At 52.7% G+C, this 21,771-nt stretch carries 16 protein-coding genes and 1 pseudogene; 7 read left to right on the forward strand and 10 right to left on the reverse strand.

Translation table 11 applies throughout. The features are described from left to right. Positions 1 to 6: 6 nt before the first annotated feature. The 4 genes and pseudogenes from E6P06_RS15395 to E6P06_RS15415 form a co-directional block, all read right to left on the reverse strand. Complete coding sequence (locus E6P06_RS15395) at positions 7 to 516, reverse strand: GNAT family N-acetyltransferase (protein WP_048217555.1); 510 nt, start codon at positions 514 to 516, stop codon at positions 7 to 9. Between the two features lie 10 nt (positions 517 to 526). Continuing rightward, positions 527 to 2,785 (reverse strand): annotated as a pseudogene (locus E6P06_RS27655) (NtaA/DmoA family FMN-dependent monooxygenase). A 25-nt stretch (positions 2,786 to 2,810) separates the two neighbouring features. Further along, positions 2,811 to 3,932: an amidohydrolase gene (locus E6P06_RS15410; RefSeq protein ID WP_139935422.1), complete on the reverse strand. Its 1,122-nt coding sequence runs from the start codon at positions 3,930 to 3,932 to the stop codon at positions 2,811 to 2,813. Further along, positions 3,932 to 4,930 carry an MsnO8 family LLM class oxidoreductase gene (locus E6P06_RS15415; protein ID WP_048232079.1) on the reverse strand — a complete coding sequence of 333 codons (999 nt, stop codon included), beginning with the start codon at positions 4,928 to 4,930 and terminating at the stop codon, positions 3,932 to 3,934. Before E6P06_RS15415 ends, E6P06_RS15410 begins: the two co-directional genes overlap by 1 nt. Positions 4,931 to 5,437: 507 nt before the next feature. On the opposite strand from E6P06_RS15415, the gene E6P06_RS15420 reads away from it, so the two are divergent. Together E6P06_RS15420 and ansP are read left to right on the forward strand one after the other, a co-directional pair. Further along, positions 5,438 to 6,979: a PAS domain-containing methyl-accepting chemotaxis protein gene (locus E6P06_RS15420; RefSeq protein WP_044710799.1), complete on the forward strand. Its 1,542-nt coding sequence runs from the start codon at positions 5,438 to 5,440 to the stop codon at positions 6,977 to 6,979. A gap of 279 nt (positions 6,980 to 7,258) precedes the next feature. Further along, positions 7,259 to 8,701, forward strand: a complete 1,443-nt coding sequence (gene ansP, locus E6P06_RS15425; RefSeq protein WP_139935423.1) for an L-asparagine permease — start codon at positions 7,259 to 7,261, stop codon at positions 8,699 to 8,701. A 41-nt stretch (positions 8,702 to 8,742) separates the two neighbouring features. Here ansP and E6P06_RS15430 read toward each other — a convergent pair whose 3' ends face one another. The 4 genes from E6P06_RS15430 to E6P06_RS15445 all read right to left on the reverse strand — a co-directional run bounded on the left by E6P06_RS15430 (position 8,743) and on the right by E6P06_RS15445 (position 12,096). Further along, positions 8,743 to 8,964, reverse strand: a complete 222-nt coding sequence (locus E6P06_RS15430) for a YgdI/YgdR family lipoprotein (RefSeq protein ID WP_003020157.1) — start codon at positions 8,962 to 8,964, stop codon at positions 8,743 to 8,745. 137 nt (positions 8,965 to 9,101) lie between these two features. After that, a complete protein-coding gene (locus E6P06_RS15435) occupies positions 9,102 to 10,163 on the reverse strand; it encodes a YncE family protein (protein WP_044710801.1) in 1,062 nt (353 codons plus the stop codon). A 264-nt stretch (positions 10,164 to 10,427) separates the two neighbouring features. After that, positions 10,428 to 11,462 (reverse strand): NADP-dependent oxidoreductase, encoded by a 1,035-nt coding sequence (locus tag E6P06_RS15440; RefSeq protein WP_060854903.1) that lies wholly within the window; start codon positions 11,460 to 11,462, stop codon positions 10,428 to 10,430. 58 nt (positions 11,463 to 11,520) lie between these two features. Beyond that, positions 11,521 to 12,096, reverse strand: coding sequence for an XRE family transcriptional regulator (locus tag E6P06_RS15445; protein WP_139935424.1), 576 nt, complete (start codon positions 12,094 to 12,096; stop codon positions 11,521 to 11,523). Positions 12,097 to 12,133: 37 nt separating this feature from the next. On the opposite strand from E6P06_RS15445, the gene mddA reads away from it, so the two are divergent. Continuing rightward, complete coding sequence (gene mddA / locus E6P06_RS15450; RefSeq protein ID WP_003836165.1) at positions 12,134 to 12,652, forward strand: L-methionine sulfoximine/L-methionine sulfone acetyltransferase; 519 nt, start codon at positions 12,134 to 12,136, stop codon at positions 12,650 to 12,652. Beyond that, positions 12,649 to 13,098 carry a DMT family transporter gene (locus tag E6P06_RS15455; protein WP_139935425.1) on the forward strand — a complete coding sequence of 150 codons (450 nt, stop codon included), beginning with the start codon at positions 12,649 to 12,651 and terminating at the stop codon, positions 13,096 to 13,098. The genes mddA and E6P06_RS15455 overlap by 4 nt, the downstream gene beginning before the upstream one ends. 60 nt (positions 13,099 to 13,158) lie before the next feature. Here the strand turns inward: E6P06_RS15455 and E6P06_RS15460 are convergent, their stop codons facing one another. After that, positions 13,159 to 13,392: a YdcY family protein gene (locus E6P06_RS15460; protein ID WP_003020183.1), complete on the reverse strand. Its 234-nt coding sequence runs from the start codon at positions 13,390 to 13,392 to the stop codon at positions 13,159 to 13,161. Positions 13,393 to 13,409: 17 nt separating this feature from the next. Then, entirely contained in the window at positions 13,410 to 15,008 is a 1,599-nt protein-coding gene (locus tag E6P06_RS15465) for an ABC transporter substrate-binding protein (RefSeq protein WP_003836160.1), read from the reverse strand. A 282-nt stretch (positions 15,009 to 15,290) separates the two neighbouring features. On the opposite strand from E6P06_RS15465, the gene E6P06_RS15470 reads away from it, so the two are divergent. Genes E6P06_RS15470 through E6P06_RS15480 form a run of 3 tightly spaced genes read left to right on the forward strand, consistent with a single transcriptional unit; the run spans position 15,291 to position 21,755 of the window. Further along, a complete protein-coding gene (locus E6P06_RS15470) occupies positions 15,291 to 16,610 on the forward strand; it encodes an SrfA family protein (RefSeq protein WP_139935426.1) in 1,320 nt (439 codons plus the stop codon). 4 nt (positions 16,611 to 16,614) lie between these two features. After that, complete coding sequence (locus E6P06_RS15475) at positions 16,615 to 19,596, forward strand: virulence factor SrfB (protein ID WP_139935427.1); 2,982 nt, start codon at positions 16,615 to 16,617, stop codon at positions 19,594 to 19,596. Beyond that, a complete protein-coding gene (locus tag E6P06_RS15480) occupies positions 19,593 to 21,755 on the forward strand; it encodes a virulence factor SrfC family protein (protein ID WP_139935428.1) in 2,163 nt (720 codons plus the stop codon). Before E6P06_RS15475 ends, E6P06_RS15480 begins: the two co-directional genes overlap by 4 nt. The last annotated feature ends 16 nt before the right edge of the window (positions 21,756 to 21,771 follow it).

The raw sequence follows: 21,771 nt of genomic DNA on the forward strand, positions 1-21,771 counted from the left end.
CTCTCCTCAGGCGATTCTGGCCTGACCGGCAATAGTCAGCAGTTTGGTAAAGCGCAGTCGTCCATCAAACGGTGGCTGGCTGTACTCTTCGGGATTGCGCGTCGTATCAAATTGCGGATCGTAGCCCTGGCTTAAATAAAGTCTGACCGCCTCCGGCTGGCGAAATCCTGTGGTCAGATATATCCGGCTGTAGCCCGCGAGTAGCGCCCGACGTTCCAGTTCCTGCACTACACGCGCCGCCAGTCCCTGCTGACGCAGGCTGCTTTTTGTCCAGATACGCTTAATCTCGGCAGTGTCCTTGTCGTAAGGTTTGTAAGCCCCGGTGGCGATAATTTCGCCGCCACGCTCCAGGACCACAAAAAGTCCCTGCGGTGCCAGATACCATTCGGTCAGTTCCACTTCAGCGTCACGAGAAAAATAATCGCCATAGCGGGCAGCATACTCACCGAACAGACCGTTCAAAATGGGCTGTAGCTCGCTGGCTTCAGGTGAGACCACGCGAAATTGATCGCTCACGATGACCTCCTTAGTCGCCTAAACCGGCCGGGTTGATTTCAGATTGCGGAATGCGTTCCACCCCTTCTCCCCAGCGACTCAGCACCTTGTCATAATCGCCGTTGCCAATCACGCCGTTGAGGGCGGTTTGTACCGGCAGAACCAGACCGCTGTCCTTTTTCAGCGTCACAGCGATGTGTGCCGCTTTTGGCCAACCGCCATCAACACTACCCACCAATTGCGTTTTACCGTTGAGTGCAGCTTTCCATGCGCCGATTACATTAGGACCGAAGTAGGCATCGGCGCGACCTGACTGTAGGGCCAGGGTTTGCGCGGCATCATCTTTGGTATACACCGGCGTAAACGGCTGTAACCCTTTCTTCACGTTCTCATCGTTCCAGGCCAGCAGGATGGCTTCCTGGTTCGTCCCTGAACCGACGATAATGCGCAGTCCAGCGATATCTTCCGCCTGCTCGATTTTCTTCAGCTTGCTACCGGTTTTGACATAAAAGCCAAGAGAGTCTTTCCGATACGTCGCGAAATCGAATTTTTCTTTGCGTGCTTTGGTGACGGTAATATTGCTGATCGCGGCATCGTATTTGCCGGAAGTGACGCCCAGCGGCCAGTCTTCCCATGACGTAGGTACGACGTTGAGTTCCAGCCCCAAACTGTCAGCCACCAGACGCGCGATGTCCGCCTCGCTGCCGATCAGCGTCTTATTGTCATCGGCAAAGACGGTCAGCGGCGGTTGACTGAGCCCGGCAATCGCCACGGTGAATTTGCCCGGTACGGCCAGGTGCAGGTTTGCGGGCAATTGCGCAATCGCCTGCGGATTCTTTGCCGTATTGATCGGCGTTTTATTGGCTTCCAGACTTACGCCCGTGCCGTTAATCGTCACATCATTTGCCCAGACAGTCGCGCTGAAAGCCAGCGACAGCGCGAGGAATACTGATTTTTTCTGCATAGCGTTTTTCTCTTATTGTGCGAATTGATTTGCAGGTGTCGTTAATCCCAGGCTTGCGCGCAGGGTCGTACCGGGATATTCATGGCGGAACAGGCCCCGCGCCTGAAGCACAGGGACAACCTGTTCGACAAAACGCGGGAAGGTATCCGGCGTTCCGCCCTGGATAATAAAACCATCTGCGGCTTTCTCGTCGAACCACTGCTGCAGCCCGTCGGCGACCTGTTCCGGCGTGCCGCTGAAACGCGGACGTGGGCTGGCCGCTTCCAGAGCAACCTGACGGAGTGTTAAGCCACGCTCGCGCGCGTTGCGTTTGATCTCATCAGTCGTACTGCGAAAGCTGTTTTGTCCGAGAGAGCCAAGATCCGGGAACGGTGCGTCCAGCGGATATTGGGCAAAATCATGATGTTCAAAGTAGCGGCCAAGATAGTTCAGCGCGTCGGTAACGGAGACCAGCGCAGCGGTAGTCTGATACTGCTGCTCAACGTCCTCTTCGCTGTCGCCAACAATAACGCTGACGCCCTGGAATATATGCAGTTGATCGGGATGTCGTCCGGCGATTTCCAGCTGACTTTTTACATCCTGATAGAACGCCTTAGCCTCTGCCAGCGACTCCTGATGGGTAAAAATGGCATCAGCATGCTGCGCCGCTAATTTCTTGCCATCTGCTGAAGCTCCCGCCTGAAATATAATCGGACGACCTTGTGGCGTACGCCCAATATTTAACGGCCCGGCGACCTGAAAATAATCTCCATGATGGTTTAGCGTGTGCAGTTTATGCGGATTAAAAAATTCCCCGCTTGTTTTATTACGGGTAAAAGCATCGTCTTCCCAGGAATCCCACAGTCCTTTCACTACCTGTAAATATTCATCGGCAATACGATAACGCTGGGCATGCTCCGGATGCTGAGCGCGAGAATAGTTTTTTGCCGATCCTTCCAGAGGCGACGTAACCACGTTCCAGCCCGCACGCCCGTTGCTGAGATGGTCCAGGCTGGCGAACTGTCGTGCGGTCGTAAACGGCTCGCTGTATGATGTGGACACTGTGCCAACCAGTCCCAGATTCTGGGTGATGCTGGTCAAAGCGGATAATACTGTCAGCGGCTCAAAACGATTTAAAAAGTGCGGGATTGATTTTTCATTAATATACAGACCATCGGCGACAAAAATAAAATCCAGCTTCCCTTTTTCCGCAATAAGCGCCGTCTCTTTGACAAAATCAAAATTAATACTGGCATCGGCCTGAGCCGCCGGGTGGCGCCATGCGGACATATTTCCCGATGCGCCATGCAGAATAGTTCCGAGCCGTAGTTGCCGATTTTCAGCCATAATAACCCCTACCCAACAGGTAAACTTAAAGGTGTGCGAATGCCGTTTTTGCTAACTGCGCAAAGTAATGTGCGGCAGGTTCAATTAAACGTTCGTCTGGATTAAATCCCGGGTGATGTAATCCGTATTCACTGGCGCTGCCAATACTGACAAATGCGCCAGGCGTATTTTGCAGGTAGACGGCAAAATCCTCCCCGCCCATATGCAGGTCAGCATGGTGAGTGGTGTAGCCTGACTGTTTCGCCACCGTGGTGGCGATATCGGCCCAACGCGCATCGTTCACCAACGCGGTCGGCCCCGCATGCCAGATAACGTCTATTTGTGCGCCAAAGGCATGGGCAAATCCGGCAGCGATGTCATTAACCCGTGCTTTAACCTGCTGCTGTACCTGAGTCCGGTGCGTTCTGAGCGTCCCTTCCAGCTCAACGGACTCTGGCAGTACGTTCCATGTATTTCCTCCCTGAATACGGGTCACGCTGAGTACCACCGAATCCAGCGTGTTAACGTCGCGACTGGCAACGCTTTGCAACACGGTTACCAACTGGCTGGCAAGCAGGATGGCATCTTTGCCTTCATGCGGACGCGCCGCATGTGCGCCCTTGCCATTTATGCGCAGCACGAAGCGATCGACATTGGCATAGAACGCACCGCTGCGTGTGGCAAATTCGCCCACCGGCAAACCGGGCTCATTGTGCATACCAAAAATAGCCGCTACGTTTTGCAGCGCACCGGCGCGGATCAACGTTTTTGCGCCGCCGAAACTCTCTTCAGCTGGTTGAAACAAAATACGTACTCGCCCCGGTAAGGTTGTTTCCTGTTGTTTAAGCAGCAGTGCTGCTCCAAGCATCACGCTGGTATGGACGTCATGCCCGCAGGCATGCATCACGCCCGGTGTGAGGGAGCGAAACGGAACATCGGCGCTTTCTTCTATCGGTAGCGCATCGATATCCGCTCGCAGCGCGATGACATCTTCTCCCTTGCCGATTTCCGCGACCAGACCGGTTTTCAGCTCGAACGGCAGAATGTCGACATCCGCAGCGTGCAACCAGGCCTGAATGCGCCTGGTGGTTGCTTCCTCCTGCAGGGAAAGCTCCGGGTGCTGATGTAATTCACGACGCCAGTTGATAAGCGTTGAGCTGAGGGTCATCAGAACACCTCCACGGCATTATGGACTTGTGCCAACAAACGCAGCGATGTCAGACGCGGGTGGCCCTCCGCCACTGGCGTGTCGATAATGAACTCATCAATACCAAATTGCGTATGCAGAGCATTCAGCTTTACCATCACCTCTTGAGCGGTGCCGTGTAACAACGCCAGTTCACGACGCGCGATTTTGCGTGGCGAACTACCCGCCTGTACGGCGAATGCCAGGGCTTGCTCTTCGCTGGCGACTGTAACGCGTTGACCATTTTCCAGCTCAACGCCCCAGATTTGCACGTTTTCCGCCAGTTGCGCAGCGGTATCGTGACTGTCAGCCACAATCACCTGAACGGCGACTATCGTCGGGCGGTCGCTGTGGGTCTGCCAGAAGGACAAAACCTCACGTAATAACGCTTTGTCACCGTTGAGGTGCGCAGCGAAGATAAAATTCAAGTCGGATTGCGCTGCTAACTGTGCGCTTTGCACACTGGCTCCGAGTACAAATCCTTCTGGCGGTATTGGTGGGATTGGCGTCGGGAATACCGTTTCCCCGCTTTCCGTTCCGTTCAGCGCCAGCCAGCCGTTAAGCTGAGAAAGCTGATCGGCAAAACTGCCTTTTTCTTCCTGATGCAGTCCATGCTGTAACGCCTGAGTCGACAACGGTAACCCGCCAGGGGCCTTCCCTACACCGAGGTCGACACGTCCAGGAGCCAGTGATGCCAGAAGATTGAAGTTTTCCGCCACTTTGTACGGGCTGTAATGTTGCAGCATCACGCCGCCGGAACCAACGCGGATACGCTGGGTTTGCCCGAGGATCCAGGCGATCACCAGCTCCGGCGATGGACTGGCCAGCTGTGGCGTATTATGGTGTTCCGCGATCCAGAAACGATGGTACCCCCACTCTTCCGCCAGTTGCGCCAGGCGCAACGTCCGGGAAAGCGCAGTCGCGGCAGTTTCACCTTCCCCGATGGGGCTTTTATCCAGAATACTCAGGCGATATGACATGTTACGAGCCTTTGTTTGTTAACATGTCTTTATTATTAATTTATCAAATAGCCATACTGAAACATTTAATTCACATTTACTCAGCTAAAAAGTAGATAACAAACCCTACCGCAGCCAGGGTTAAAATTTGGATCGCCCTGTACCGCTAAACTGAAAAACACCCGCAATTAATAGCCTACAAAATATAATAGGGTCGTTGATATCACGGTAATAACATCAAAATCTTTTCATGCCAGTTTTCTTTTTTCGAAATGGTTTTTTAGCGCAATTTACGTTAAGTCAGTTTAAACGACTTGTAACGTTATGCGCTTGTATTAATTGTTTCACTTTTATGACGCGGGATGAATGATTTACATGGAAATTTTTATTTTAACTACTTCCACAGAAATGATGATTAGTAGAGAATGCAACGTTTCTTATTAAAACGTTTGAAAACAGATTTCTAATATCCCCCGATTTTATTGCGGGGATTTTTGTATGGATTATACATAGCATCATGGGACCTCTATGAAAAGTAACATGCCCGTTACACAAATTGAGCACGCACTTAACGATAAAGCGACGCTGCTTTCTACGACGGATAAAGAAAGTCATATTACCTACGCCAACTCCGCATTTATTGATGCCAGCGGATTTAACGAACAGCAATTAATGGGCGAACCGCATAATATTATTCGCCATCCTGATATGCCTCCCGCGGCGTTCGCCGATATGTGGTACACGCTACAGCAGGGAGACAGCTGGACGGGGATGGTGAAAAACCGTCGGCAGAATGGCGACCATTACTGGGTTCGCGCCAACGTTACACCGGTCTGGCACAATGAAAAGCTCACTGGCTACATTTCAGTGCGTACCGTTCCTTCGCGCGATGAAATAACTCAAAGCGAAAGTTTATATCAAAAAATTAATAGCCAGCAGTTTAAAGGGTTTCGACTTTTTAAAGGCATTATCATTCGCCGCGGCATATTGTCATGGGCATCAATGTTTAAATGGCTGAGCATTAGCCAGCGCGTCAATTATTCTTTAGGGGTAATCGCCCTGCTCGCTGTGCTATTTCTTTTTGCTCCTGTTAATCCATTTATTCAGGCGGGAGGGTTGCTGTTCTTATTTCTGACGCTTGCTATTTACCTTAAGTATCAAATTTGTCAGCCAGTTAATACGCTACTGACGCAAATGAAGAAAGTGGTATCCGGGAGAAAACCTGATAACTGTCATTTAAATCGGGTGGATGAAATCGGAATGCTGATGCGTCTGGTTAATCAGTCCGGGCTTAATCTGAATTCACTGGTCGATGATGTCAGTACGCAAATATCCGGTATTCGCGCTATCAGTCAGCGAGTATCAAAAGAAGGTACGGCGCTGCATAAGCGTTCCGAAGAAACCTCCGCCGACCTGCAACAAACCGCTGCCGCCATTGAAGAAATTGGTAGCGCGGTACAGCAAACTGCTGAGACTGCGGCACATACTATGACCATGGCCGATAAAACCAGCGCCAATGCGGCAGAAGGCGGCGATATCATGAAACAAACTATCGCCATGATGCAGGCGATATCGCGTGACAACGGGCAGATCGTCGACATCATCGGCGTCATTGATAGTATCGCCTTTCAGACCAATATTCTGGCGCTCAATGCCGCGGTCGAGGCCGCGCGAGCCGGAGAGTCAGGACGCGGTTTCGCCGTTGTGGCGGCAGAGGTCCGTAATCTGGCACAGCACTCAGCGTCTGCAGCAAAAGAGATCAAACAGTTGATTGAGAAGAACGTCGCCAACGTGAATAGCGGCGTCAAAATGGTAGAACAAACGGAGACGCATCTTACCGGGATGATTGGCGATGTCCTGCAGATGTCGATGATGATCAAAGATATTAGTCTGGCGACGCGTGAGCAAACCCTGGCGCTGGATCTGATTAACGATTCGATTTCACGCGTTGGCACCATGACACACAATAATGCCGAGATGGTGGAACGTGTCACCGATGCTACCGCCGATCTGACTCAACGTTCATCGCGCTTACAGCAGGCCGTTCAGGTCTTTGGCGTATCAGCATAACCTTACGGCGCTTATCGGGTGAATGTCTCGATAAGCGCACTCCTCTCCAGGTATTTACGCCCTTTTCTTTTATTGGCTGAATCGAGGCCACACCGCGCCAGTGCAGGCTGTACAAAAATGCTGAATTCTTGTTATCGGGGCTTTGCGGAACCGAACAATTGAATGTAGGATGCTCGGCCGGCAGTTTTCCCCCGTAACACAATGAAGGGTAAGGCTGTTTTCGCCGCAGCAGGTGCGGCAAAAAGGATTTGTATTTTTGTCAGGTCAACAGGAAAAGTAATGAACACAAACAGCACGCAAGTCGCGGAACAACATGCGGCGAAACGACGCTGGTTGAATGCCCACGAAGAGGGGTATCACAAAGCGATGGGAAATCGACAGGTACAGATGATCGCCATTGGCGGCGCAATTGGTACCGGGTTGTTTTTAGGGGCTGGCGCACGCTTGCAGATGGCTGGTCCTGCTTTGGCGCTGGTTTATTTGGTGTGCGGTATTTTTTCGTTCTTTATACTGCGCGCGCTTGGCGAACTGGTTTTACATCGCCCTTCCAGCGGCAGCTTTGTCTCCTATGCCCGTGAATTTTTAGGTGAGAAAGCCGCCTATGTGGCTGGCTGGATGTACTTTATCAACTGGGCGATGACCGGCATTGTCGATATCACCGCGGTGGCGTTGTATATGCATTACTGGGGCGCATTTGGTGATGTACCGCAGTGGGTATTCGCCCTCGGCGCGCTGGCCATTGTCGGCACCATGAACATGATCGGCGTGAAGTGGTTCGCGGAGATGGAGTTTTGGTTTGCACTGGTCAAAGTGTTGGCGATTGTGATTTTCCTGGTGGTGGGTACCGTCTTTTTAGGCACTGGAAAGCCATTGGATGGTAACGCCACGGGTTTTCACCTGATCACCGACAACGGTGGATTCTTCCCACATGGCTTGCTGCCGGCGCTGGTACTGGTTCAGGGGGTGGTTTTCGCGTTTGCCTCCATTGAACTGGTGGGCACCGCTGCTGGAGAATGCAAAGATCCACAAACCATGGTGCCGAAAGCGATCAATAGCGTTATCTGGCGTATTGGTCTGTTCTATGTGGGTTCTGTCGTGCTGCTGGTTCTGTTACTGCCGTGGAATGCCTATCAGGCAGGGCAAAGCCCGTTTGTTACCTTCTTCTCCAAACTGGGCGTGCCGTATATCGGCAGTATCATGAATATTGTGGTGCTCACCGCGGCACTTTCCAGCCTTAACTCTGGGCTGTACTGCACCGGACGTATTTTACGTTCAATGTCGATGGGCGGATCGGCGCCGAAATTCATGGCTAAAATGAGCCGCCAACAGGTACCCTGGGCTGGGATCCTCGCCACGCTGGTCGTCTATGTCGTCGGGGTATTTCTGAACTATCTGGTGCCGTCGCAGGTATTTGAGATCGTGTTGAACTTCGCGTCGTTGGGCATTATTGCGTCGTGGGGCTTTATCATGGTCTGTCAGATGCGTCTGCGCCGGGCCATAAAAGAAGGTAAAACGGCAGACGTTAGCTTTAAACTGCCGGGCGCTCCGTTTACCTCGTGGCTAACCCTGGTGTTCCTGCTGAGCGTGCTGGTGTTGATGGCGTTTGACTATCCAAACGGCACCTACACTATCGCGTCATTACCGTTGATTGCCATCCTGCTGGTTGCAGGCTGGTTCGGCGTGCGTAAGCGCGTCGCGGAAATCCACCGCACCGCGCCGTAATGGCTGAAGGCCTGACAGGTTAACCCTTCAGGCCTTCTTTTTTAGTTCGCTTCAATCAACTGCGCTACATCGTTGCTGTTAATTTCCCGCGCGTTTCCATCCTGATCGGTATAGCTGGTCATTCCCGTATCTTTATCCAGTTTTGGCTTACCCTGGGTGGTAATGGTTTGTCCGCTTTTGGTCGTCATGACGTAATCGGTGGTGCATCCTGCCAGGGTAAACAGCATTACGCCTGCACAAAGACAGATAAATGGCTTTTTCATGGTATTCCCGTGTTATTCAGTTAGCCGTTGAGGGCGTAGTGTAAGTCCCTGAAGTGGGTCGGGCTACTGGCGGGGTGTAACGAGGCGTATCGTGGGGTTTAGAGAAATGACAGGAGGGGTTTCCCCCTCCTGATTTTTTACAGCGCAATACGAATAACATCGTCCGGCTGGGTAGCTTCCTGCTCGCGGGTAGATTTCTGTTTCACGCTGACGTACAGGATTTTACCATCGGCAGAGAGCGCCAGGCTATTCGGGAATGTTGGGGTCTCGAATGTTTTGACGACTTTATAGCTTTTCGCGTCGATCACACTCACTTTACCGGCCTGGCGATGAGTCACGTAGGCTTCATTACGCGTCGGGTTGAACAGCACGGCAAGGGATTCCGGCGCGGCGACTTTTGCCAGTACGTTGCCGTTACGGGTGTCGATTACCAGCACTTCCGCCGCTTTAGAGTCGGTGACAAATGCACGGTTGCCCGCTGTGTCCAGGCTCAGGTTGATAAAGAAATGCTCTTTCCCATCATCCAGCAGTTTTTTGCGGCTGAGAATTTTGTTGGTGGTGGTATCGATGGTAATGAATTCACCGTCCGCATTGGCGGTGTACAGGCGCTTAGCTTTGCTGTCGACCGCCAGAGCGGTGCTCATTTTGCCGGTATTTTGAATGGTGTCCTTCAGTTTAATGGCATCACCGTCCACCACCCAAATCACGCTCTCTTTACCAATACCGCTAATGTATACCGTGTTAGTGGCGTCATCTGCGGCCAGCTCACGCGGCTGCAGCGGGCGAACATCTTCAGAACGCTTACGCGCATCCAGCACCAGACGTCCTTTCACCGCGCCCGTTTTAGCATCCATCGCCGTTACCGCGCTATTTACCGTGTTGCCGAACCACAGCGTTTGCGTGGCGTTATTGATGGTGGCACCAAACGGTTTGAGATCGTTATGAATCACCTGAGTCACTTCGAGGGTGACCGGGTCAAGGCGGTAAACCACCCCGCCGGTATCCAGTTTGCGGCTCTGTGAGGTCGCCAGCCACAGCGCGTTCTCTTGTTGGCTGTACGCCATTTCATAAGCGCCTTTACCGACGGCTTTGCGCAGCAGTTCTTCTGCAGCCTGCGTAGTAAAAGATGATGCAACGAGCAGTGAACCTAACAGTAAAGAACCACGCAGACGCGGTGAAAACAGATGACGTAAAGACATGACGACTCCCTTTGATAAATTCGTTTGTTACTGCTTCACATAGCTTCAATGAGCAAAATCATGGTTTTGCCCTTTTAAGAATGAGAATAGTAATCATTATTTATCTCAATGTGGAGTATTTATTCGCTTTCGGGTTGTAACCTTCTCATTTTCTCCATGAATAATCGCTTTTCATCCAGATAACGTCATTGGCATTTTACCAGGCCTACATTTCGTACGAAGCAGGCCTGGTTACAGACATTCACCGTCTTCCACTCTTACGCATCAATCCTCAGCAAGACGAATAACTACCTTGCCGAAGTTTTTGCCGGTCAGCAGACCGATAAAGATTTGTGGCGCATTTTCCAGACCGTCGGTCACCTGCTCGCGGTAGTGGATTTTGTCCTCTTTAAGCCAGCGCCCCATCTCCCGCTGAAACTCCTGAATGCGGTGACCATAATCCTGACCAATGATAAAACCCTGCATCCGGATACGCTTTTTCAGCAGCGTTGCCATTAACAGTGGTAATCTGTCAGGTCCGGCCGGAAGCGACGTTGCGTTATAACCACTGACCAGGCCACAAAGCGGAATCCGCGCAGAAGTATTGAGCAATGGCAGAACGGCATCAAATACTTTTCCGCCGACGTTTTCATAATAAATATCAATTCCTTGCGGGCAGGCTTTTGCCAGTTGTTGCGCAAAATCTTGTGCGTGGTGATCGAGGCAAACATCAAAGCCCAGCACCTCTGTGGCATGTCGGCATTTCTCTGCCCCACCAGCCACACCTATTACCCGACAGCCTTTAAGCTTACCGATCTGCCCAACCGTTGCGCCAACCGGCCCGGTTGCGGCGGCTACCACCAGCGTTTCTCCCGCTTTCGGCTGACCGATATCCAGCAGGCCCATATAAGCGGTAAACCCCGGCATACCCATAACACCCAGCGCCCAGGAGGGATGTTCGGGATGAGCGCCAAGCTTCACCAGTCCGTTACCGTCGGAGATGTCATAGTCCTGCCAACCGCTGTAGCTCAATACCCATTCGCCTGGCTGGTAGTCCGGATGGCGGGATGACACCACGCGACTTACGGTACCACCCACCATAACACCACCAATCTCTACTGGTGGTGAGTAAGATGGCTCATCGCTCATGCGGCCACGCATGTAGGGATCGAGGGAAAGATAAACAGTGCGCAGCAAAACCTGGCCTTCGCCCGGGGATGCCACCTCATCTTCTTCAAGACGGAAGTTCTCTGGGACTGGCGCGCCATGTGGACGGGAAGCCAGTACCCAGCGACGGTTACGATTAGTCTGTTGACCCATGATGTGCTCCTCTGCTTTTGGCATGAATCCATCAATAGTAGCAGTCTGCGCCTGCTATTTAGCTGACGACATGGTTTAACCGCACAACCAGGTAAACGCAGGGTTTCGCGGTTTCATTGATAAACCGACAGTCATTCGGCGGGCCAAGTTCCAGGCAATCACCTGCCTGCATTTCATGGCGTATGTCCCCTTCCACAAAAACTAATTCCCCCTGCTGTAACCAGATAAGTTGTCTGGCCTGCACATAGGAAGAAGCTGGCATCGGGATATCACTTCCAGCGGGTAATTCAATCTGCACCAGATCGATAGGTAGATCGCTGCGCGGTGAAACATGGCGGCGCAGATAGTGGCTTTGCGGGTCGTGCCAGACGGGCTGGTCAGCGAAGCGCAGCAGCTTGCCCTCCTGCATTTCAGCCCGCGCAATCAGGGTAGACATGCTGATGCCAAACGCACCGGAAAGTCTACCCAGCAGCGTCGCCGTTGGACTACTCTCGCCGCGTTCTATTTTATGGATCATGGCCCGTGACACGCCCGCTCTCTCGGCAAGTTCCGTGAGCGACCAACCGCGAGATTCCCGCTCAATGCGAATTCTTGTACTGATCCGTTGATTTATGCTGTCTTCAATAGTATTCATATTGTAATACTATAGTGAACAAGCCCTGAGGTTCAACATGTCAATTCGATTTGCCAGCAAAGAAGACTGCGCCGCCATTGCAGAAATCTACAACCATGCGGTACTGCATACGGCGGCTATCTGGAATGATCAAACGGTCGATGCCGAAAACCGTATTTCCTGGTATGAATCCCGACAATTGATGGGGTATCCGGTACTGGTGAGTGAAGAGAATGGCGTGGTTACGGGATACGCCTCCTTTGGCGACTGGCGTAACTTTGATGGCTTCCGCCATACCGTTGAACATTCGGTGTATGTCCATCCAGAACATCAGGGAAAAGGACTCGGACGAGCACTACTCAGCAGACTGATAGACGAAGCCCGCGCATGCGGCAAGCATGTAATGGTGGCAGGGATTGAGTCTCAGAATCAGGCATCACTGCATCTGCACAGCTTGCTGGGCTTTAAAACCACCGCGCAAATGCCACAGGTTGGAACCAAATTTGGGCGGTGGCTGGATCTGACCTTCATGCAGTTGCAGTTAGACGATCGTCGTGAACCGGATGCCCTTAGATGAACCAGACGCTGACCCTCTCCTTTCTGATTGCCGCTGGTATTGGTCTGGTGGTGCAAAATACCTTGATGGTACGCATCACGCAGACGTCCTCGACGATCCTTATCGCCATGTTACTTAACTCGCTGGTCGGGATCGTGCTGTTTGTCAGCATATTGTGGTTTAAGCAAGGTTTAGCAGGGTTTGGTGAATTGGTTTCCAGCATACGCTGGTGGACACTCATCCCCGGCTTGTTGGGATCGTTCTTTGTTTTCGCCAGCATTAGTGGATATCAAAATGTAGGCGCTGCCACGACGATTGCGGTACTGGTTGCCAGCCAGCTTATCGGGGGACTGATACTGGATATTCTACGTAGTCACGGCGTGCCTCTACGGGCGCTGATGGGCCCAATCTGTGGTGCGGTACTGCTGGTGATCGGGGCATGGCTGGTGGCAAGACGTTCGTTTTAATTGCGCTTATCCGACCTACAGAACGCGCCTGTAGGCCGGATAAGATCCGGCGAGGAAATATCAAAGAATAGTGCCGCCTTTGGTCAACTGTTCGCGACGGGCTTCCATATCTTCTTTATGCTGACGGCCATGATGGGCGATAGCCGTACGCAAACGCTGTTGCTGGGTATAGCGGTCTTCCCGGCTCAACGCGACATCATCGCTGAGCTCAATCAGCAATTCATTCATATGCGTAATGACGCTCTCCTCAATGGCGGCATCAACACGTGCGCTGACCTCATCCAGATGCGACATAACCTCTCCTTAACTCATTAATTTAATTTTGCTTTTGAAAAATCACTGCCCATCAGGCTAACGCTGTATCCGCTGACGTTGCTACGCGTAGCGTAGAACGTTTTACCGTTTGCCAGGGCTATCCAAGGAGCCTGCTGGTAGAAAATCTCTTGTGACTGCTGGTAAAGCGCGGCGCGCTCTTCCGGTTTGCTCACCAGTTTCGCCTTTTCAACCAGCGAATTATACTCTTTATCGCACCAGCGCGCGGCGTTAGATCCGGTTTTTATGCTGTCGCAGCCCAGCAGCACATCCGCGAAGTTATCCGGATCGCCGTTGTCTGACATCCAACCAAACAACGCGGTGTCATGCTCACCTTTACGCATTCCGGAGAGATATTCACCCCACTCATACGATACAATTTTCGCCTTCACGCCCACCTTTGCCCAGTCGCTCTGGATCATCTCGGCAATCCGTCGGGAGTTCGGGTTGTATGGGCGCTGGACCGGCATTGACCACAGCGTCGCTTCAAAGCCATTTTCCAGCCCAGCCTGCTTCAGTAGGTCTTTCGCTTTTTGCGGGTCGTAAGCGTAATCCTGCAGATCTTTATTGAACCCCAGCATATTCGGTGGGATCGGCGATTTTGCCACCGTACCAGAACCTAAAAAGACAGCGTTAATAATGGCCTTTTTGTCCGTTGCGTAGTTCAAAGCCTGACGCACCAGTACGTTATCAAACGGTTTTTTCTCGGTATTAAACGCCAGATATCCAACGTTCAGCGCGTCAACCGAATGCAGCGTCAAATCTTTATTCTTTTTAATCTCGTCAAACTGTACGGGCGCAGGTGCTGGGATTATTTGGCATTCATTGGTTTGCAGTTTTGCCAGCCGCGTCTGGACGTTTGGCGTGATTGAGAAGATCAGGTGTTTCGTTGGAACGGCGCCATCCCAGTAGTTAGGGTTGGCAAGATAGCGGATTTGCGAGTCCTGCTTGTACTGCTGCAGCACGTAAGGCCCGGTGCCAATAGGCCAGTTGTCGACGTTTTCCGGTGTACCTTTTTTCAGCATCGCGTCGGCATATTCCGCAGAGAGAATCGAGGCAAAATCCATTCCCCAGTCGGCAAGAAACGCAGCATTAGGTTCATTCAGGACAAACTGAACGTGATAATCATCGAGCTTCTTAACTTCTTTAATCAGTTTATCCAGACCGACATCGTTAAAGTATTCATAGCTTCCCTGAGAAACCTTGTGATACGGATGATCGGCATCCTTCTGCCGTAATACCGAGAAAATCACGTCGTCAGCGTTGAAGTCGCGGGTCGGTTTAAAGAATTTATTACTGTTGAATTTCACGCCTTGACGCAGGGTAAAGGTGTAAGTCTTACCGTCGGGAGAAATCGTCCAGTCCGTTGCCAGAGATGGTACCGGGGTATTCTTTACCGGATCAAAGTTGATGAGTCGGTTGTAGAGCACTTGTGAACTGGCCACAAATGAGGGACCGGAACTGGCAATTTGCGGGTTAAATGACTCCGGCGATGCTTCAGAACAATAGATGATGGTGTCAGTATTGGCCGCGAACGCAACGCCTGACGGTATGACGGTGCTGAGAGCCAGCGCGAGTAACGTTTTCCTTGCAATCATGGTTATAAGCCTTCTTATTTTATTATTAACCGAGATATCAGAGCATAGCTGACAAAAACTGACCAATAACAAATCACTATCAGGTTATTCTAATCCGGTGTATTTCGCTGAATAATTCATCACCCTAAGCGAATTAATTTCCCTTAAGTCTTTTTCAAAACGTCAAGATTTTTCCCGGCACTCTATGCCATGAAAATTAGCCCCTTTTTGCCTCTCTTTCTCCGTTTGCTCGTTTTTATAAAACGTAAAGTAGATACGTGAAGAAGTCTAAGGGGTAACAACGTGGCAAAAACTCTCTTGCGCAGCGGCAATTTGGATGACTATCAGGCCGTGGGCGGCGGTGGTCAGGCCGTTTTTGATTCAGCATTGCAAATTCGTGAAACGCTTCGTCTGCGTAAACAGCAGGCGATGGTGGATTGTTTGGCGATCCCACAAATTAACGACAACGGCGATCGGGTTGACTGGTATTCCCCGATAGAAGGGAAAGCCGTGGCGTGGAAAGCCGCTGATGAAGAAGCACGTTTTCGTGCGCTGCGCTATCTGGGAAGCACGCTGGAAAATGCGGCGGCTCTGAGCCGTAAAAGCCTGCAGTCGGGAAAAACCTCCCTACAGCTGTTTGGCTCTCTGCTCGAAAAAGCCATCCAGTTTCCCGGTGAAAACCACGTGTTTCTGGTTGGTGGCAAACCCGTTATTACGTTCTGGGGCTTCGTCAATCTGAATGAAAATCCCCGCGACGATGTGCTCGATTGCCTGCGACTTGCCGATATTCCTCCTGTCGTTACCGTAGCAGAGCCGGAACAGGAAGAAGAAATCCCCCCGGGAATCACCTTCGCCGAGGCTGATGCGCCTTTATTGACGCCAGTCGTCGAGCTGGCTAAACGGGCTGAACCTGAACCTGAACCTGAACCACAGCCACCGGTTATAGTTAACGAACCAGAGGTTACACCGCCGCTGGCACAAGAGAAACCTGCGCGCCGCCTGCCGCTGTGGAGCCTGCCCGTTGCCGCAGTCATCATTGCCGCCATCGTTGGGCCGCTGCTGTGGAAACAACAGACCACCCAGCCCGTACCCGCAGCCGCCGCTGTTGAAGTCGCTAAGATTGATATGGCACCGCTGCCAGCACTGGCATCTGCTCTGCCTTTGCATCGTGCTGAAGTGACTCCAGCTGCGAAGAAAGAGAAACCTGTAGAAGGACCGGTGGTGATAGCCGCGATTCCAAAAGATGCGCTGGTGATGGATGCCAATCAGATGAAGGCAGGAACGACGCGCTTCCTCAATGGTAACTGGCGCGTCATGGTCGATGTTAAAGATCCGGTGAGCGGCAAAGCGCCGTCGCTGCGCTATCAGATCCAGGCCAATAAAGGCACTGCTCGCGTGGTTCATGGTGACAATATTGTTTGTCGTGCCGAGATTTTCTCCGGTTTGCACCAGTCGGGTGAATTAATGATTAAGAGTCGCGGCAATGCTCGTTGTACAGACGGGTCACGTTATCCGATGCCTGAAATTACCTGCAAAGCGGGAACCAACGACGTCGCCGCCTGTACCGCGCGTTATGACGATCACGCGGAAATCCCTCTGACAATCAAAAAGATAGGTGCCTGATTCTATGTTGGTGAATCTGTGTGATTACAAGCAGAGCGTGACGCTCATCGCCAATAGCGGTGTTCAATTCCTGGATTTTGGCCTGACGCCGCAGGAATCTGCGCACCATGGCCGCTTTGTGCGCAAAACGGCAAACGGTCCCCTGCTACGGCTGGATTTCGATCTGGCAACGGGTCGCTATACCTTGCCTGGCAGCACTGGCGGTCAGCCCGAAGTGGTGAAACCGGAAAGTACCCAGACGCTGCATTATTCTCTGGATGTCCTCGACGGTGTCTGGCTGCCGCTGCCGTTTCTGCGCTTTAACCCACCGCGCACGTTTGTTGAAGGCCCGGATAACTGGGCGCGCGTGCAGGTACGAAAACTGGCGCAACCCGACAGCGCGGGCAACACCCACCGCGTTACCGTGGCGCTGGATAGCCAGATCACTGAAAATGCCCCTGCAGCGTTAACGCCTAATGAAAACGACCTGCTCAACGGGACACGATTCGCGCTGGCCTGGCATGACAGCGAAATTGCTGATTTCCTTGACCAGACCTGGATTGACGGCTGGTTGCGCGAATCTTTTATGCACCATGTCACCCAACATGAGAATCGCTCAGAACAAGAGATCCAGCTGGCGCTGCGTAACTTTGAATATCAGGCGCACTGGCTGAATGTGCTGACCCTGTTAGGCGAGCAGCTTTCTGTCCCGGAAGTGAAACTGGTTACACATACCCTTAGCACACCCGCTATTCCCGTCGATCTTATTTTAGATATCGGTAATACCCATACCTGTGGCGTCCTGATTGAAGATCACGGGGATGCCAATGACGGGCTGCGTCAGACCGCTGAATTGCAGGTCCGTTCGTTAAGCGAGCCGCAGTTCCTCAACGATCCGCTGTTCACCAGTCGGCTGGAGTTTTCCGAAGCGCGCTTTGGTAAGCAGCATTTTTCCGTTGAGAGCGGACGTGATGACGCCTTTATCTGGCCGTCGATTGTGCGTGTGGGTGATGAAGCCCGTAAGCTGGCGATGCAGCGTATGGGCACCGAGGGCAATAGTGGGATCTCCAGCCCGCGCCGTTATCTGTGGGATGAAACGCCGGTGTTACATGACTGGCGCTTTAGCCAGATGAATGGAAAAACCCAGCGCGAACCGCTGGCTACCGCCTTCCCGCTGATGAACCTGATGAACGATGACGGGCAACCGCTGTTCAGCCTGCCGCAGGACGATCGTCTGCCGGTATTCTCACCGCAATACAGCCGCAGCACTCTGATGACGCATATGTTATGCGAAATACTGGCCCAGGCGCTGGGGCAAATTAACAGCGTAGCGACGCGGTTGCGCCTCGGATTCCCGGCATCTCCTCGTCAGTTACGGACGCTGATCCTGACCCTACCGTCGGCGATGCCCAAACAGGAGCGCGAGATTTTCCGCCTGCGCATGTTTGAAGCTATTGCCCTGGTCTGGAAAGCAATGGGCTGGCACCCGCAGGATGAAGACTTCACTACCCGTAAACAGCAGGAAAAGAGTGTGGTTCCCGTACCTGAAATTCAGATGGAATGGGATGAAGCCAGCTGCGGGCAACTGGTGTGGCTGTATAACGAGGCTATCTCTCACTACGATGGCCACACCGAATCATTCTTTAACGCCCTTGCCCGCCCGGACCGTTTGCCGGAACCCGGTGAGACTAAAGGTCGGGCGCTGCGCGTGGCATCGATCGACATTGGCGGCGGGACAACGGATATGGCCGTTGTCCATTATCAGCTTGATGACGGCGTCGGCGCGAACGTTAAAATTACCCCGCATTTGCTGTTCCGTGAGGGTTTTAAGGTGGCAGGCGATGACATGCTTCTGGACGTGATTCAGCGTTGCGTGTTGCCTGCGCTGCAAACCCGCTTACAACAAGCTGGCGTGACCGATGCCGCTGCATTACTGGCCACGCTGTTTGGCGATTCCGGTCGCATCGATACCCAGGCGATTTTGCGTCAACAAACGGCATTGCAGCTCTTTATGCCGCTCGGTCATGCGGTACTCAGTGCCTGGGAACAAAGCGATATTAACGATCCGGTCGCTGGTCTGCATGCCACATTCGGAGAACTCCTGAGCCAACGACCAACGCGCAACGTGATGAACTACATCCAGCAGGCTATCGACCATGCGTTGCCAGCAGGTTCGCCAGCGTTTGATGTTCTGAGCGTGCCGTTGCAGGTACAGTTCAGGCAGTTACAAGAAGCTCTGTTAGCGGGGCAATTTACCCTGACTTCCCCGCTGCACGCGGTTTGTGAGGCTATTTCACATTATCGCTGCGATATTTTATTAGTGACCGGCAGGCCCGCCTGTTTACCGGGCGTGCAGGCGTTGATCCGCCATCTGCAACCTGTTCCGGTTAACCGTATGATCTGGATGGATAACTACCGCGTGCATGAGTGGTATCCGTTCAGCCAACAAGGGCGGATTGGTAATCCCAAATCCACCGCGGCAGTCGGCGCCATGCTGTGTAGCCTGGCGCTAGATTTGCGTTTGCCGCGTTTTAACTTTAAAGCTGCCGATATCGGCGCTTACTCGACCGTACGTTATCTTGGCGTACTGGATAACACGGTCAATACACTGCGCGATGAGAACATCTGGTATCACGATATTGATCTGGATAAACCCGGTGCGAAGCTGGATGCCCGGTTGCACTTCCCGTTACGTGGCAACGTGACGTTAGGATTCCGGCAACTGGCAAACAGCCGCTGGCCTGCCACGCCGCTGTATACGCTCAGCATAAATTCTGCCGAACTGGCAAAAACCATCGCCGGAGATGGCGTGTTGAATGTACGGCTGCAGCTACGCGGCGGCAGCAAAGAAAGTGGCCCAGAATTCTTCGTCCTGAGCGATGCCTGGTTACAGGATGGCACCCCCGTTGCCGCCAATGCCTTAACGTTAAAACTGAATACGCTGGCAGACCGTCGCCATAGCGGAAGCCATTACTGGATTGATAGCGGGAGCGTGTACCTGAAATGAGTAAGATGTTAAATACCGCGCAGGCCGCCATCGAGTGGGTGGTAGATACCCGTCAACGTGCGGCGCGTCTTGATGATGAAGCGGATGCCCTGCTGGCACAGCTTACGCTAGCCGCAGTGAGTGAATCTGCGCTGGAGACAACCTTTTCATCGCAAGGATGTATAGGGTTATACGGACATTCACAATCGGCAAAAGCACATCTGCTTGCGGCATTGTGCAGCAATGCCACTGGCAAAGTGAATATTGTTACCCCGGATCGCAGCTTTGATTATTTCTCGCATATTAATCCTGGCCATGCGCCAACCAATATGGCGATCCGCTTTACGCGCGATGAAAATCCGCATGATAGCGAATGGCCGTTGCGTCTGCGGTTACTCAGTGAAGCGGAACTGGTACAGCTATTTATCGCCCAGTTCAGCGCGCTCCCGGATAACCGGCAGGTCGAGAAATCGATTATTGAGGCGCGCCTGGAAAAATGGCAAACGCTGCGTCAGCGTCACCCTGTGCCGGGCATTACCGCACATGATGTTGCGGCAATCGGTCGTTTCTGGCGCTCCTGCGTACCGGCAAACCAGCAGCAAATTGACGATGCGCTATGGCACCAGTTTGCCACGTTGCTGCCCGCACTGGATCTGACTACCCGGGCAAACGCTTGGGCACTATTGTGGGGAGAACAACCAGAGCTGACGCAGCAGTGGCTGACGCTGGCGCACACGTTGCAACAAACCGGACACGCGCAAGAATTAGCGGCCCCGCTGAGTCTGCTGGTTGATCATTTTGGTTTACCTGCCGAAAGTTTCCTGACCCAGGTGGCATTGACCGGCAATAATGAGGCGCAAAGCGATGTGGTGGTTCATCCGATTGAAAATCATCAGTTGCTCAATGCAGTTAGCCTTTCTTTGTCGTCACTGGCGCTGCTCACGCGCGAACTGATCCTGACGGTTGAAGACGCGGTGCTGGAGAATGTCGATCTGCTCGATATTCCCCTCGCCCCGGATACTCATCCGCATCCACTGTGGCAGGCAAAATTAGGCTGGATGCTGGAACATTACCGCCAACACCTGCAACCGGATGTGCTCTTAATCTGCAACGCTGTCTCTACCCGCGCCCAGACGCCCGCCATCACCCGCAAGCTATTGGGCTGGGTTAACGATACTCAACCCGTCCACGATGCCGCATTGCCAGGCGTGGTCTGGGCCATTACCCCGCAGGATGCGCGTTTTAGTACCCAGCAAAATCTTGACGAATCCGTGCAGCAATTAATGGGCAAACCCGGACTGCACTGGGGCACGCTGCAGGCGCTGGATAAACACAGCTTACAACGCCTCGTCGAATGGTTGACTCAGGCAACCTCACCACAGCAGCGCCAGGCCAGGCTGACCTCCCTGCGTGAACAGCACCAGCAGCGCGTACGCGAAACCCTAATCGGCTGGATTAATCCCGTTGAGACCGAATCAGCAAGCAATGAGTCAGTGATCCGCCAGCTACAGGCTCAGGCGGCAAAGCATGGCGAACTGCTGGATGGTTTGCTCCCGCCGATGCGCATTTTTGAGTCGCTGCTGCGTATTCAGCAACCGCGCGAGGAGCAGGTAAGTGGTTTATTTAATGAAGAGATTGACCTGTTTGCCGAAGTGCGTGACACAATGCACTCACCGGAAAGCCAGGAGACCGGATATCAGGCACACAAAATGTGGATTAACCACGTGCGCCAGTGGTGTCGCGATGAAAATAATGCCCGCCGTTTACGACTCGATCCCCGTACGTCAAGGCTGGTTGCCGACATCCTCGTCACCACCAGCTATCGCCTGGAGATGCCGCAACGCTTACAGCGCATTATGCAGCGCGAAAACGTCTGTGCCGCGCAACTATACGCCGATATCGGTGATTTTATTACCTGGCTTGGATTTGCCGACGTTGCAGAGGAGCAGCGCCCTGCCAGCAGGATCCAGAAAGGATCGGCTATTTTTAGCGCGCCGAAGCAACAGCCGATGTTACGCCTGACGAAGCTGGATGAACAACCTTCGCACGGCGCAAGCCGCTACGTATACGACTGGCTGGTCGCTTTGTATACCCGTGCGAATGAGAACGTGGGGTATCAGCATCCACAGGATGTCAGCGAAGTCGACAAAAAGCGATTGGATGCCCTGCTTTCCGCCTGAAGCGGCGTTTACGCCG

The sequence above is a fragment of the Citrobacter sp. CF971 genome, from assembly GCF_006385635.1.
GTDB lineage: Bacteria > Pseudomonadota > Gammaproteobacteria > Enterobacterales > Enterobacteriaceae > Citrobacter > Citrobacter freundii.